The following is a 12,983-nucleotide window of genomic DNA, read 5'->3' as shown; positions in this document are numbered from 1 at the left end:
TAGTGATAATACTGACCTTTAGGCATTGTCTATATCGGTTTCCTATTCCATCCACGACCACTGCGCAGGGAGTGAAGATAAATCCATGTACGAGCCACTTGCTATCGAACTGAACGAACAAAACCTTCAACAGGTCATTGAGCAATCAATGCAAACGCCCGTGGTGATCAGCTTCTGGGCGCCATCCATGCCAGAAACCCGGGAAATCAATCATCTGCTTGAAAACATCGTGGCGTCATACCCGGGCATGCTGACGATGGCAACCCTGAACTGTGAAGCACAACCGATGGTTGCGGGTCAATTTGGCGTACAAAGCTTGCCAACAATCGCCCTGTTTAAAGACGGTCGTCCTATTGATGGCATGGCCGGTCCGCAAACCGAACAATCACTGCGTGAGATGCTCAAAAAATACCTGCCAAGTCAGGACGAACTCGCGTTAAAAGACGCCTTAGAGAAAGTCGAAAATCAACAATATACCGAAGCCCTGACCTTACTACGTCCCCTCACCGCGACCTTTGGTGAACACGCGGTAGTCAAACTGGCCGTGGCCGAATGTCTGATTGAAACCAAGCTGTATGACGAAGCGGAAGCCATTCTGGCCACCGTTTTAATGCAAGATCAGGATGCGAAATACAAAGGATTAATGGCGAAGTTAGAGTTGCACAAACAAGCGGCAGATTCCCCTGAGATCCGCTTGTTAGAAGAGAAATTGGCGGCAGAGCCAACCAACCTTACGCTGGCATTTGAATTAGCCGTACAGTACAGCCAAGTGGATCGTGCGGAAGAAGCACTGGAGCTACTGATTGGCCTGCTACGCAAAGACCTGAACTTTGCCGACGGCAATGCGAAGAAAACCATGATGGATATTCTCGCGGCGTTAGGCCAAGGCAATGCACTGGCAAGCACATACCGTCGTCAGCTGTATTCACTGCTGTACTAATACGGTATTAAGCAAAGCAAGCCGCCCCCACTCGGCTCGCTATACATCGGCCGGGAAGCCCGTTCCCGGCCGGTGACAAAATCGGCACAGACGTGATCGCCCACACCGCTATTTTTTGTGTTGGCACAAGCCTTCAATAATGGGACAACTCGCCCCTTCATCACCCGGGCACTGTGCCGTTAATGCTTCCAGCGTTTGCTTCATCTGCAAGAGTTCATTGATTTTTTCATCAATTTCCACCAGCTTCAGCTCCGCTTTTTGCTTCACATCCGCACTGCGTCGCTGTGGATCGCGGGAAAAGGCCAATAATTCTCGGCTCTCATCCAACGTGAATCCCACCAGCCGTGAGCGGCGGATCAAATGCAGTTCATCCACATGTTGCTGATGGTACTGCCGATAACCGTTTGCCGCCCTGTCTGGCGGAGAAATAATGCCTTTTTCTTCATAAAAACGGATTGTTTTGGCGGTCAATCCGGTGCGTTGTGCAATGTCACTGATATTCATAAAACTCGCCTTGCCTTTCACGGCAGGTTACAACCGATACTTTCTTTATTATTTGTGCTTCACGCCGGAACCTCAACCCTTTAGCAATAATCAACGGCCACATTGATAAAAACATTGACCTTCCAGTTGATGGAAGCTTTATTATGAGCCATCTTCGTTATCATGCTTTGTGCATAGAGGCGCTATTATGGCTGAATTTACCCTTTCATTAGGCAAGGTACGGTGTATGAACTGTGCCGGAAAAATCCAAGCAGCACTGACTGCGTTACCCGATGTCACGTCCGTTTCGGTGGATACACAACACGCAGTGATCCACGGCGATCTCGCCCCCGACACCGCGATCAACACGATCGAAGAGTTAGGCTATGAAGCAGGCTTTCATTACGAATTGCCGTTGGCGGGGCTTTCTTGTGGCAAATGCGTGGGCAAGGTTAACGCCGTGCTGGAATCAAATTCCGCTGTCACGGACTTTCATACCACGACAACCCATTTATCTATCACCACCCGCCTGAGTCTGGCCGAAGTGGTTGCCGTGATCACCTCGCTGGGGTTCTCCGTACCAGAAAATGTGCCTGAGCATGCGTCTGTGGCCGCTCCAAATACGATCGAGAACGCCGAGGACGAGGCAGCGAAAGAGGCCATCACCCCGCCGACGGAACAATCGGAAGCCGTATCGGGCACGCAAACCCAGCAGTTTATTTTGTCAGGCATGACCTGTGCCAGTTGTGTGGCATCGGTAGAAAAAGCGATCCGTGCCGTTGACGGTGTGAATACCGCCAACGTGAACTTGGCTGAACGCACAGCCTTGGTCAGCGGCGAGGTGGATGCCAGTGCCATTATTCATGCGGTAGATGCGGCAGGCTATGGCGCCGAATTATCGGAAGACGAACAGACCCGCCGTGAACGCCAACAAGTTCAAAACGCCCAGATTTATCGCCAACACATGCGTAATGCCTATATAGGCCTTGGTGTCGGTATCCCGCTCATGGCGTGGGGCGTGTTCGGCGGCAGCATGATGATCACCTCCACCGCCAGCCAAATCGGCTGGGGACTGGTTGGCATTCTGACATTGGTGTTGTTACTGACCATTGGTCGCCATTTCTTTGTGAATGCCTGGAAAGCCTTCAAGCACCACCGTGCCACCATGGACACCTTGGTGGCTCTGGGCACTGGCGCGGCGTGGCTCTATTCCATGTTGGTGGTCATTGCGCCGGATCTCCTGCCAATGCAAGCGCGTCACGTGTACTTTGAAGCCTCCGCGATGATCTTAGGCTTGATCACCTTGGGCCATGCGTTAGAAGCCCGTGCACGCAGTCGTACTTCAAAAGCCCTTGAGCAGCTTATGGATTTACAGCCGCCTACGGCCGTCATTGTGGAAAACGGCGAAGAACGCGAAGTGCCACTGGCTGACGTTCAAACGGGCATGTCAGTTCGTTTATACCCCGGCAGCAAAGTGCCGGTGGATGGCACCATTGTGCAAGGGCAAAGCTACATTGATGAATCGATGCTGACCGGTGAGCCGCTACCCGCGAACAAGCAGGCTGGTGATACCGTGCATGCGGGGACGATAAACCAACACGGTACCCTGCTGTTCACGGCCGAAAAAATTGGTCGCGATACCATGCTCGCGCGGATCATTGAGTTAGTTCGCCAAGCGCAAAGCAGCAAGCCCGCGCTGGCGCGTTTAGCAGACACTATTTCGTCTATTTTCGTCCCGACCGTGATGATCATTGCGGTACTGACCGCCATGGTTTGGTACTACTTTGGGCCTGATCCATCGTCCAGCTACATGCTGGTCACCGCCACCACGGTACTGATCATTGCTTGTCCGTGTGCATTAGGACTCGCCACCCCGATGTCCGTCACCGTGGGGATCGGTCGCGCCGCAGAGTACGGGGTATTAATTCGTAACGCAGAAGCGCTACAAGTGGCCGCAGACGTCGATACGGTCGTGCTAGATAAGACAGGCACCCTGACAGAAGGCAAGCCTCAGCTCGTGACTCAAACGCACTACCACGGCTTCAGCGCTGAGCAGGTTCTGCAATTAACCGCCAGCCTTGAACAAGGCTCTGAGCACCCGTTAGGCCGTGCAATTATCGACGCCGCCAAAGCGGCAGATTTGCCCCTACAACCCGTCGAGCAATTTCATGCCACACCGGGATTTGGGATCTCAGGGGAAGTGGATGGCCATGCGCTGTTATTGGGGAATAAACGCTTGCTGGAACAGCACGGCGTGGATTTTTCAGCATCCGCAGATGATGCTGACACCATCAGTCATCAAGGGATCACACCGATTTATGTCGCCATTGATGGTCAGTTAGCCGGGATCCTCGGGGTCAGCGATCCACTGCGTCATGACTCCATTGCGGCGATTGAACGCCTGCAAGCCATGGGGCTGGACGTAGTCATGCTGACCGGTGATATTGAAGCCACCGCCAAGGCAATCGCTCAACAAGCGGGGATCACGCAAGTCATTGCCGGGGTACTGCCGGATGGCAAAGCCGCCGAGGTACAGCGCTTGCAGCAACTAGGAAAAAAAGTCGCCATGGTGGGTGATGGCATCAACGATGCGCCGGCACTGGCACAAGCAGAAGTCGGCATTGCGATGGGCAGTGGCAGTGATGTGGCCATTGAAAGTGCGCAACTGACTTTGGTGCGTCACTCGTTACATGGCGTGGCCGATGCGATCCAACTGTCTCGTGCCACCTTGAAAAACATGAAGCAGAATTTGTTCGGGGCCTTTATTTATAACAGCCTCGGGATCCCTATTGCTGCCGGTGTGCTTTTCCCATTTACCGGTGCGCTACTGAGCCCAGTGGTCGCAGGCGCGGCAATGGCGCTGTCTTCTATCACGGTGGTGAGTAACGCAAATCGACTACGGTTATTTACCCCGTCAGGCATTACGTCGCCCAGCCGTACACGTTCATCACAGAAGGATGACTAACATGACAGCAATTCTTGGCTTGTTCCTGATTGGGCTTATTATCTGGTGGTTCTGGTTACACCCTGACAGCAGGAAGTAAGCGCTACTTTACGGTTCTGTCCGGCTATCTGGCCGGACAGGTACTGTACATACCCCCTCACGCATTGAATCACAACGCAGACTGCTATACCTTGAAGACTGAATGGTCTTCGCGTCATGTATAAACGGTGATTATGTCTCTCTCTTTTCTCAAGAAAATATTCGCGCACGCTTTCGTGCTTCTGCCTTTTTTCTCTGCACACGCCGCCGCCGAGCCGATGGTCTGGCTGGCCGAAAAAGGCGATCGCAACTTTACCTTTTTAGGGGCTATCCATGTTGGCTCTGCCGATTTCTATCCGCTACCCTCGGCGTTTTTACAACGCTGGCAACAGGCGGATGCGCTGGTGGTAGAAGCAGATATTCTGCAACCGTTCACCCCGACGCTCGACCCCACCATTCCCGCCACACAACGCTTATTGTCATCCGCAGAGCAACACAACCTGAGCACACTGGCGAATAAGCTCTCCCTGCCCAGCGAGCCACTCTTGCAATCACCCCCTTGGCTCAGTGCCATTACCCTGCAAATGACCATGGCGACACAAGCGGGCCTCTCCGCAGACAAAGGCATTGATGTCACATTGCTTAAACGCGCCAAAGCCCAGAAGTTACCGGTAATGGAACTCGAAAGCCTCGCGCAACAAATTCGCCTGCTGGAAACGCTGGACGATCACGGTAAAGATTTACTGTTAAGCACCATCAATGAATGGGATGACATGCAATCGCAACTCAACTGCTTGTTAGCGGCCTGGAAAGCCGGTGATGAGCAACAACTGCTAGAGTTAGTCGATGACAGCCAATATGACGCGCACACCGACGATGTATTGATCAAGAAGCGTAATCACGACTGGGCGACACAGTTAACCCATGCGCCCGCGTATCAACACGGGAATTTTGTTGTCGTCGTCGGCGCCATGCACCTGTTCGGCAAGCAAGGCGTGCCTGCTCTGTTGGCACAGCAAGGGTTTGACGTTTCCTTGCTCACTCAGGGCACAAACGTTCACTGTAAATAACACGCGACCATCAGACAGCGAGCACCACCATGACGTTATTGGATACACTCGACGATAGACAACGCGGACGGGTTTACACCCTACTCGGGGTCATGATTTTAAGTTTCGACAGCCTGCTCGTGCGCCTCATTGATGGCCACGAGTGGACCTTGATATTCTGGCGCGGTCTGTTGCCTGCCATCGTGCTGTTCACCGTGCAATGGCACCAAGATCGCACTGTCATCATCAAGCATGGTTTGCGTCCGGCCCTCAGCACCCTGCTGGTCGCACTGCTGTTTTCTGCCTCCACCATCTGCTTTGTGTTTTCCATCGACAGTACCGAAGTCACCAGTACCTTGGTCATCGCCAATACCGCGCCGATGATCACCGCCATTCTGGCGTTTTTCTGGCTGGGAGAACGATTAGATAAAGCGACGATGTTGGCCATTGTTATCGCGGTCGGCGGCATCTGGCTCGTATTTGCCGGTCAAGCCAGCCCTGCCGAATTAAAAGGAGATACCTTCGCACTGGTCACCGCCGTTTCCATGTCGGTGTATCTCATCATGCTCCGCAAGACAAAAGCCCAATATGCAAACGTCTTTTTGATTTACGCCGGCTGCTTTACCGCAATCATTTCGCTATTGGCTGGCGCTCAACCCTTTTCACTCTCATCCTCCGAAGCCCTTTACACCGTCTTACTGTGTGCGGGTGTCGTGCCATTTTCACTCTTGCTGATCTCCCTTGGCCCCAAATACCTGCCAGCGGCTGAAGCCAGTTTGATCTTGCTGCTGGAAATCCTCTTCGGCCCATTACTGGTCTGGTGGTTTCTCGGCGATGCCCCTTCCAAAGAGGTCGCGATGGGCGCGGCAATCATTGTTGTGACCTTGGCTGGCCACACCTTGTGGATGTCGCGGCAAAGCCCAAAAGCGTAATAAATCAGTAAACACCAACACCCAGAAAGCAAAAAGCCTCGTCATTTCTGACGAGGCTTTCATGTAAAAAGTGGGCAGAGAATAAGGGATATATCCTAAACGGCGTAACTCACCGACATACATAACGATTTTTGCAAATAACAGATGTAAAAAAGCCCCAGTCTTTCGACTGAGGCTTCGATTAAATATTTGGGTGTATGTTCGGTGAAGAGGCCGCGCTCGAAATAAATCAGGACCCCCCGACCCTCTGGTCCGCCTCTACCCAAGATCAGAGATGCGCAACCACACTCCGCTACTCACCGACAAACATAACGCTTTTCACAAACCACTTTCTGACAAACGTAAAAAAGCCCCAGTCTTTTGTCGGGGGCGCCCAGCCTGGGCTTCAATAGTATTTTCAAGGTTGTGCTCGGAGAAGAGGCCATGCTCCGAATCAATCAGGAACCCTTGACCCTCTGGTCCACCTCTACACACGATCAGAGATGCGCAACCAAACGACGCTATTCACCGACATCCGTAACGGTTTTCAAACGCCCTTTCGACAGACGTAAAAAAGCCCCAGTCTTTCGACTGAGGCTTCTAATAGTGGTCGGTGAAGAGGGATTCGAACCCCCGACCCTCTGGTCCCAAACCAGATGCGCTACCAAGCTGCGCTATTCACCGACATACATAACGGTTTTTRCAAACCACTATGTTTAATAGTGGTCGRTGAAGAGGCCAAGAAGTTCAAGGAATAAGAAACTCCCGACCCTCTGGTCCGCTGTTACCGAAAAGCAGAGATGCTCTTCCTAACTGCGCTATTCACCGACATACATAACGGTTTTRCAAACCACTATGTTTAATAGTGGTCGGTGAAGAGGGATTCGAACCCCCGACCCTCTGGTCCCAAACCAGATGCGCTACCAAGCTGCGCTATTCACCGACATACATAACGGTTTTTRCAAACCACTAYGTTTAAATAGTGGTCGGTGAAGAGGGATTCGAACCCCCGACCCTCTGGTCCCAAACCAGATGCGCTACCAAGCTGCGCTATTCACCGACATACATAACGGTTTTTTCAAACCACTACGTTTGATTCTGCGTCGATGATGAGGCCAATTGAAGTTCAAGGAATAAGAAACTCCCGACCCTCTGGTCCGCTGTTACCGAAAAGCAGAGATGCCCTTCCTAACTGCGCTATTCACCGACTTGCGTAAAAAGTTATTAAAACTGATTACTTGCCGACAACATCAACGTTGCCGAGGTCGCTTATATTACTCAGCCGTAGAAATTTGGCAAGTGTAAAACCCGTTTTTTTCCATTTCACGATTCAATTGCTCGAAGAAGCACCAATGAAGACGAAAAAACGATCAGCGCCACACACGCAAACACCAAATCGCTACAAACTCACCACCATTGATCCAGATCATCGCAACAAAAATGCATCATTCGTTATGATTGCCCTCATTGTCGCGTACCAAAGGAGTTATTATGGATTTTTGGCTAGACCTGCTTTTCGGCAACGCCGTGGGCCTTTCATCAATGATCGTCATCTTTGGGGCGTTAGGCTTAATGCTATTTTTTGGCGGTTTCTTTGTCTACAAAGTGCTGTCTGCTCCGTCTCCTCACTAGCACCATTTCGTCAAGCCACCTGCTTGCGCCAGGGTCAACCTGCCAGTGTTGATTCTGGTTTTATTTTTTCTATCTTCAAGAAATGGGTATAATTACAACCCTGTACACCCACACCTTGAATGATCATGTCTGATAATGATGAACGCGATATCTTTCGTGAAATGATGGCGGATGTCGCTCCTATCCAACAAGATACCGTCACACTTTCTGCTCAACACCACACCACAGAGGCACAGCTTGCGCGTCGTTTGGCAGCGCAAACACTCTCTGACAGTGATTCTGACTATTTATCGCTGGATTATGCCAACATGGTCAAACCCGATGCGTTGATTGAATTCAAACGTGACGGTGTGCAAGAGGGGGTATTCAGAAAGCTGCGACTGGGGAAATATGACATCCACGCGCGGCTTGATTTACATCGTAAAACCCTGAGAGAAGCGCGCGATGAAATGCTTCACTTCCTACGCCAATGCCAGCGTATGGATATTCGTACCGTGATCATCGTGCACGGTAAAGGCGAAAAATCCAATCCCCCCGCAATGATGAAAAGCTATGTCAGCACATGGTTGGCGCAAATCGGGGATGTCATGTGTTTCCATTCCGCCTTACGCCAACATGGGGGCAATGGTGCGTTGTATGTCATGCTAAAGAAGAGTCCAGAAAAGAAGCTGGAAAACCGAGAGCGCCACAGTAAGCGCCAAGGCTAGCGTACAGCGAGAACTAATCGACAAAAAGGAGCCTGAGGCTCCTTTTTTGATTCCAATGCCGAAGCCGCCAATCGACGCTATGCCTGCATCACGACACGTACAGCCAATAAAATCAAGACAACGCCAGAAAGGCGATCAATCAACTGGGCTTTGGTGCGTAATTTATCGAGCACGCGTGGGTTAGACAGCACAAACGCAATCAAGGTGTACCATAAACCGTCCACCAACAATGGCGTGGCGACAATAATGGCACGGCTACTGAACTCGGTGCCAACCGCCACAAACTGGCTGAACAAGGCCAAAAAGAACAGCGCCAACTTCGGGTTCAGCAATGAAATCATCACGCCATCACGCGCGGCTTCAAGTAAGGTGCTTGGCTGACCCGCCGCTAACTTCGCAGCGACACCGCCTTTTGAACGCAATGCATTCACGCCTAAATACGCCAGATAACCCGCACCGGTATAAGTGATCACATCAAATAACATTGGGGACTGCTGCAGGACTAAAGCTAGCCCGAGTAAGGTCAGTAAGGCATACACGCCCACACCCATCGCGTGTGCCCATGACGTGACCAACCCATGAACGCGTCCCCCCGATAAACTGTGCTTAGCAACCACCGCCAAACTTGGCCCGGGTGACATTGCACCGAGCATACAAACCATTAATAACGAAAGCCAAACCGTGAAAGTCATTGCCGTTCTCCTTAAGTAATGGCGCTACTGTAGCAATGACGCACTATTCGTGGAAATCAAAAGAAATCATCGTGGCAATGCATTAAAATCATAGCCTATAGATAGGATTTACATGGAATACATAGAATCGCGCAATACCGTCAGAATTTGTTCCCGCGACCAGCGGTGTGCGGGGTCGGCATCATAACGCGGGTGCCATAGCAACCAATAGCGGTGCTCTGTCGTCACCAGTGGCATAGGTTTATAGCTCAGGGGAAAATGTGCTTGCATGTTATGGGCAATATGCTGCGGGATCACCATCAACATATCCGTTCGGCAAACCGTATTAAACGCGGCACTGAAAAACGGGACGGATAAACGTACCTCTCGCTGCAAACCCAGTGCGCGCAATGCACCGTCTACAAAGCTGTCTTTATCCCCACCTGCAGACACCTTAACATGAGGGTACAAAGAAAGATCACTAGCCGAAAGCGCCGGTAACGTCGCCAGAGGATGCTGATTGTGCATCACCACCACCGGAAAATCCGCCCCAATCTGAGCGCCACACAAGCCATCCGGAATAGCAGGCAGCATCGTCGATACCAGCTGAATGTTCAGCTCCGCTAACTGACCAATTTGTGCCGGTTGCCAAAGCTGATAATGCAAGGTTAACGCGGGCGCCTGCTGTCGTAATTGCACCACAATATCCGGTAAAATATATTGTGCCACGTAATCTGACGAGGCCATCACCATTGCCCCTTTCCAGAGTTCAGGACTGAATGTGGGATCCACCAGCAAATCACCGCAATCTGTCAATATCTGATCAATACGCGGTTTAAGCTGGCTGGCTTTTACCGTTAACACCAAGCCATTGCCTTCACGGATCAACAAGGGGTCAGCAAACATTGCCCGCAACTGCGTCAATTGCCGGCTGACCGCTGACTGTGTCAGGCACAAGCGCTCAGCACTGCGACTCACATGACGCTCTTCCAGCAAGATCTGCAGTGTCCGCAATAAATTCAGATTGATGTGATCCATCACTGTCCCTCAGCCACCTTACTCGGTTTGCTATTTAGCAAGTGCAGCAAACTTACCGCCCGTCAGCGTCAGTAAGTCAGCCGGTGCCAATTCGATTTCCAGACCACGACGCCCCGCACTGACACAGATAGTTTCAAGCTGCTCAGCGCTGCTGTCCAAAAATGTTGGCAGACGTTTCTTCTGGCCTAATGGGCTGATCCCCCCGACGATATAACCGGTGGTTTTCTCAGCCAAATGGGGATCGGCCATGTCGGCTTTCTTCCCCCCCGCTGCTTTCGCTGCTGCTTTCAAATCCAGCAGGCCAGCCACAGGTACAATCGCCACGGCCAGTTTCTTTGGATCGCCGTTCAAGGCAAACAACAAGGTTTTAAATACTTTTTTCGGATCTTGTCCTAATGCCTCTGCCGCTTCTAACCCAAAATTGGTGTTCGCCGGATCATGTTGATACTGGTGAATGGTGTGGGCAACTTTCTTTTTCTTCGCAAGGTCAATAGCAGGCGTCATAACAGATCCACTTCTCTATCAAAAAGCCAATATAGCCTAAGCACCTGTTAGCCCCAATATAAAATACCCGCCATATAATCAAAGTAAGGTTACTCACATAAAAGAAATGGACAAACAAAAACGCCTCGGTTAACCCGAGGCGTTTTCTTAGTCGTTACTCTTGCAACTGATGCATGACTTAGCGATACGTCATCTCACCACGAGGCGCAAACGCATTCACGTCAATTGGGCTATTGGCTTCCAAGTATTCTTTCAACACTTCCGCATCCACAAAGCCGGTATTCACATACCCAGGGTGATCGCTCAGTTTCGGATAACCGTCCCCACCAGCCGCATTAAAACTCGGAACAGTCAGTCGATACGTTTCTGCCGGATTCAGTGCTTCATCACCCATTGTCACCTCACTGACTTTCCCATCGTTCACCGTCATCGAAATACCGTAGAACTGCGCATACGCCCCTGAATCCACCGGCTTGGTGGCGACAACATTCAGGTAATCCAACACTTCTGCGCCGGTCATGTCGGTATAAGTCAGGATGTTGCCAAACGGCTGAACGGTCAGCACATCTTTATAAGTGATATCTCCTCCTTCAATGGAAGCTCGGACACCACCGGAGTTCATGACGGCAAAATCCGCTTTTGCGCGCGCCATGTGCGAAGCCGCAATCAAGCGACCTAAATTGGTCTGCTCAAAGCGCACGACATCGCGATCCCCTTCCAACTTCCCGTTAGACTGGGCAATCTTCACATTCAACTGTTCTTGGCCTTGTTCCTGATACGGTTGCAAGAAGGTTTTTACATCGGCATCTTGCGCAATTTCGTCTTGAATAAACACACGCTGTTTAGACCCATCCGGCAAAGTCACTTTCTTCTTCAGGTTCACCGGGATCAGATCATAGCTGACCATGCGCAACTCGCCGTTTTGGAATTCAAAGTCGGCACGGCCGACGTACTTACCCCACTCGTGAGCCTGTACAATCCACGTGCCGTTTTGCTGATCCGGCTGGCAAGCATCGCCTGGTTTAAAATTCTTGTTGTACAGATTCGGGCCTTCCATACACACCGGCTCTTGTGAGTGACCACCCACAATCATGTCCAGCTTACCGGGCTCCATAAAGCGCGCTAATGCCACATCGCCAGGGGCATTCACACCACGCTGACCATCAGCATAGTGACCCATGTGGGTCGCGGCGATGATCACATCTGGCTTTTCCGTTTGCTCTAATTCAGCGATAAGAGCTTTGGCTTCCACTTTCGGATCGCGGAACTCCACGCCGCCGATGTATTCCGGGTTACCGATTTTCGCTGTGTCTTCGGTCGTCAAACCGATCACCGCAATCTTCAGCCCTTGCTGCTCAAAGATTTGGTACGGCTGGAATAAACGTTTACCGGTGGTTTTGTCATAAATGTTGGCTGACAGCATCGGGAACTCCGCCCATGCTTCTTGCTTACGCAACACGTCTAACGGGTTATCAAATTCATGGTTACCCAAGGCCATCGCATCGTAACCCAGCAGGTTCATCCCTTTAAAATCCGGCTCAGCATCTTGCAAATCCGACTCAGGCACACCGGTATTAATATCGCCCCCAGACAGTAACAATGACGTCCCCCCTTCGGCAGCGATCTCGGTACGCAACTGATCCAATAAGGTTTTTCTAGCCGCCATACCATACTCACCATGGTTGTTCTGCCAAAAGCGGCCGTGATGGTCATTGGTATGCAAAATGGTGAATTTATAGGTTTGATCCGCTTGCCACACAGGTGCCGTAACATCAGCGGAGCCCGCACACCCTGTTAATCCCGCCAAAATGGCTGCTGCCAGCCCTGCTTTAATCCAAAAATGCTCTGCCATGAGTGGCTTATCCTTATTGTTTGAACGTTGCTTTTTATTATTTATTCTATTTTACGTAACAGTGCCAATCGCACTAAACAGCATCCGAGATTCTGTTATCGGGATCACCTTCCCACTCTATCCACAACGAAAAAAGCCCCCACTTCGACGCCGGTATCTTTTCTATCGACGTAAAAAAGCCCCACCGAAGTGAGGCCTCTTGCTTTTTCAAAC

At 51.1% G+C, this 12,983-nt stretch carries 11 protein-coding genes and 3 tRNA genes; 6 read left to right on the top strand and 8 right to left on the bottom strand.

The annotated features are described in order from the left end of the window. Positions 1-85: 85 nt before the first annotated feature. Positions 86-940, top strand: coding sequence for a co-chaperone YbbN (locus L4C36_RS10780; protein WP_428477803.1), 855 nt, complete (start codon positions 86-88; stop codon positions 938-940). A 108-nt stretch (positions 941-1,048) separates the two neighbouring features. Here L4C36_RS10780 and cueR read toward each other — a convergent pair whose 3' ends face one another. Next, entirely contained in the window at positions 1,049-1,444 is a 396-nt protein-coding gene (gene cueR / locus L4C36_RS10775; protein WP_428477802.1) for a Cu(I)-responsive transcriptional regulator, read from the bottom strand. A 187-nt stretch (positions 1,445-1,631) separates the two neighbouring features. On the opposite strand from cueR, the gene L4C36_RS10770 reads away from it, so the two are divergent. From L4C36_RS10770 to L4C36_RS10760, 3 genes are all read left to right on the top strand, one after another. Then, positions 1,632-4,388, top strand: coding sequence for a heavy metal translocating P-type ATPase (locus L4C36_RS10770; RefSeq protein ID WP_428477801.1), 2,757 nt, complete (start codon positions 1,632-1,634; stop codon positions 4,386-4,388). A gap of 212 nt (positions 4,389-4,600) precedes the next feature. After that, positions 4,601-5,476 carry a TraB/GumN family protein gene (locus L4C36_RS10765; protein ID WP_428477800.1) on the top strand — a complete coding sequence of 292 codons (876 nt, stop codon included), beginning with the start codon at positions 4,601-4,603 and terminating at the stop codon, positions 5,474-5,476. Positions 5,477-5,505: 29 nt separating this feature from the next. Further along, positions 5,506-6,387: a DMT family transporter gene (locus L4C36_RS10760; RefSeq protein WP_428477799.1), complete on the top strand. Its 882-nt coding sequence runs from the start codon at positions 5,506-5,508 to the stop codon at positions 6,385-6,387. A 586-nt stretch (positions 6,388-6,973) separates the two neighbouring features. Here the strand turns inward: L4C36_RS10760 and L4C36_RS10755 are convergent. The 3 genes from L4C36_RS10755 to L4C36_RS10745 form a co-directional block, all read right to left on the bottom strand. Beyond that, positions 6,974-7,050: transfer RNA gene (locus tag L4C36_RS10755), tRNA-Pro, on the bottom strand. Between the two features lie 182 nt (positions 7,051-7,232). Beyond that, positions 7,233-7,309 (bottom strand) — tRNA-Pro (locus L4C36_RS10750). A 40-nt stretch (positions 7,310-7,349) separates the two neighbouring features. Beyond that, positions 7,350-7,426, bottom strand: a tRNA-Pro gene (locus tag L4C36_RS10745). 431 nt (positions 7,427-7,857) lie between these two features. Here L4C36_RS10745 and L4C36_RS10740 point away from each other — a divergent pair. Then, positions 7,858-7,998, top strand: a complete 141-nt coding sequence (locus L4C36_RS10740) for a DUF3149 domain-containing protein (RefSeq protein ID WP_428477798.1) — start codon at positions 7,858-7,860, stop codon at positions 7,996-7,998. 125 nt (positions 7,999-8,123) lie between these two features. Then, entirely contained in the window at positions 8,124-8,705 is a 582-nt protein-coding gene (gene smrA, locus L4C36_RS10735; RefSeq protein WP_428477797.1) for a DNA endonuclease SmrA, read from the top strand. 77 nt (positions 8,706-8,782) lie between these two features. Here smrA and L4C36_RS10730 read toward each other — a convergent pair whose 3' ends face one another. The 4 genes from L4C36_RS10730 to ushA form a co-directional block, all read right to left on the bottom strand. Then, positions 8,783-9,397, bottom strand: a complete 615-nt coding sequence (locus L4C36_RS10730; protein ID WP_428477796.1) for a LysE family translocator — start codon at positions 9,395-9,397, stop codon at positions 8,783-8,785. A gap of 108 nt (positions 9,398-9,505) precedes the next feature. Then, a complete protein-coding gene (locus L4C36_RS10725) occupies positions 9,506-10,414 on the bottom strand; it encodes a LysR family transcriptional regulator (protein ID WP_428477795.1) in 909 nt (302 codons plus the stop codon). Positions 10,415-10,444: 30 nt separating this feature from the next. Further along, on the bottom strand, positions 10,445-10,918 hold the full coding sequence (gene ybaK / locus L4C36_RS10720) for a Cys-tRNA(Pro) deacylase (protein ID WP_428477794.1): 474 nt from the start codon (positions 10,916-10,918) through the stop codon (positions 10,445-10,447). Positions 10,919-11,096: 178 nt separating this feature from the next. Then, positions 11,097-12,770 (bottom strand): bifunctional UDP-sugar hydrolase/5'-nucleotidase UshA, encoded by a 1,674-nt coding sequence (gene ushA / locus L4C36_RS10715; RefSeq protein WP_428477793.1) that lies wholly within the window; start codon positions 12,768-12,770, stop codon positions 11,097-11,099. Positions 12,771-12,983: the final 213 nt, after the last annotated feature.

This window comes from Photobacterium japonica, assembly GCF_050337005.1.
Lineage (GTDB): Bacteria > Pseudomonadota > Gammaproteobacteria > Enterobacterales > Vibrionaceae > Photobacterium > Photobacterium japonica.
Note: the sequence above shows the minus strand (reverse complement) of the source record. Positions and strands in the feature narration are given on the sequence as shown.

Bases quoted from the DNA above. Each gene is read 5' to 3' on its own strand.
- L4C36_RS10780 (WP_428477803.1), top strand. From the start codon at position 86: ATGTACGAGCCACTTGCTATCGAACTGAACGAACAAAACCTTCAACAG.
- cueR (WP_428477802.1), bottom strand. From the start codon at position 1,444: ATGAATATCAGTGACATTGCACAACGCACCGGATTGACCGCCAAAACA.
- L4C36_RS10770 (WP_428477801.1), top strand. From the start codon at position 1,632: ATGGCTGAATTTACCCTTTCATTAGGCAAGGTACGGTGTATGAACTGT.
- L4C36_RS10765 (WP_428477800.1), top strand. From the start codon at position 4,601: ATGTCTCTCTCTTTTCTCAAGAAAATATTCGCGCACGCTTTCGTGCTT.
- L4C36_RS10760 (WP_428477799.1), top strand. From the start codon at position 5,506: ATGACGTTATTGGATACACTCGACGATAGACAACGCGGACGGGTTTAC.
- L4C36_RS10740 (WP_428477798.1), top strand. From the start codon at position 7,858: ATGGATTTTTGGCTAGACCTGCTTTTCGGCAACGCCGTGGGCCTTTCA.
- smrA (WP_428477797.1), top strand. From the start codon at position 8,124: ATGTCTGATAATGATGAACGCGATATCTTTCGTGAAATGATGGCGGAT.
- L4C36_RS10730 (WP_428477796.1), bottom strand. From the start codon at position 9,397: ATGACTTTCACGGTTTGGCTTTCGTTATTAATGGTTTGTATGCTCGGT.
- L4C36_RS10725 (WP_428477795.1), bottom strand. From the start codon at position 10,414: ATGGATCACATCAATCTGAATTTATTGCGGACACTGCAGATCTTGCTG.
- ybaK (WP_428477794.1), bottom strand. From the start codon at position 10,918: ATGACGCCTGCTATTGACCTTGCGAAGAAAAAGAAAGTTGCCCACACC.
- ushA (WP_428477793.1), bottom strand. From the start codon at position 12,770: ATGGCAGAGCATTTTTGGATTAAAGCAGGGCTGGCAGCAGCCATTTTG.